Raw genomic sequence first — 506 nt, forward strand, 5'->3', positions numbered from 1 at the left:
GTGGTCGTTCGCTGATGCGGCATGATGTTGGACTGTGGGTGCTGATCTGTCGCGTCGGCTTGTGCCGGACGAACTGTGGGAGCTGACGGCTCCGTTGCTGCCGAGGTTCATGTCCCGTCCGCAGGGCGGGGGTACTGCTCCGGTGGACGAGCGGGCGGTGTTCACGGCCGTGGTGTACGTGCTGACGAGCGGGTGTGCGTGGCGGTGTTTGCCGGAGTCGTTCGGTGTCTCGCCGGCTACCGCGCACCGCCGGTTCACGGTGTGGACCGAGGCTGGGTTGTGGCGCAGGCTCCACCGGGCGGTGCTGGACGAGCTCGGTGCCAGGGGGGAGCTGGACTGGTCGTCCGCGATCGTCGATGCCGCGTCGGTGCGGGCGAAAAGGGGGGCTCGCTGACCGGGCCGAATCCGGTCGATCGCGGCAAGAAGGGCAGCAAACTGCACGTGCTGTCCGAGGCCCAGGGCCTGCCGCTGGCCGTGGCGGTGTCGGGTGCGAACCTGCACGACAG

Annotated in this window: 1 protein-coding gene; it reads left to right on the forward strand. The window is 69.2% G+C overall.

Going from position 1 to position 506, the window contains the following annotated elements:
* Nucleotides 1-109: 109 nt before the first annotated feature.
* The gene (locus ACFQLX_RS25750; protein WP_386418944.1) at nt 110-394 is read left to right on the forward strand and encodes a transposase; all 285 of its coding nucleotides are present in this window, start codon (nt 110-112) and stop codon (nt 392-394) included.
* Nucleotides 395-506 lie beyond the last annotated feature (112 nt).

Origin of the sequence: Streptomyces polyrhachis, from assembly GCF_042663125.1 — a bacterium.
In the GTDB taxonomy this organism is placed as follows: domain Bacteria; phylum Actinomycetota; class Actinomycetes; order Streptomycetales; family Streptomycetaceae; genus Streptomyces; species Streptomyces polyrhachii.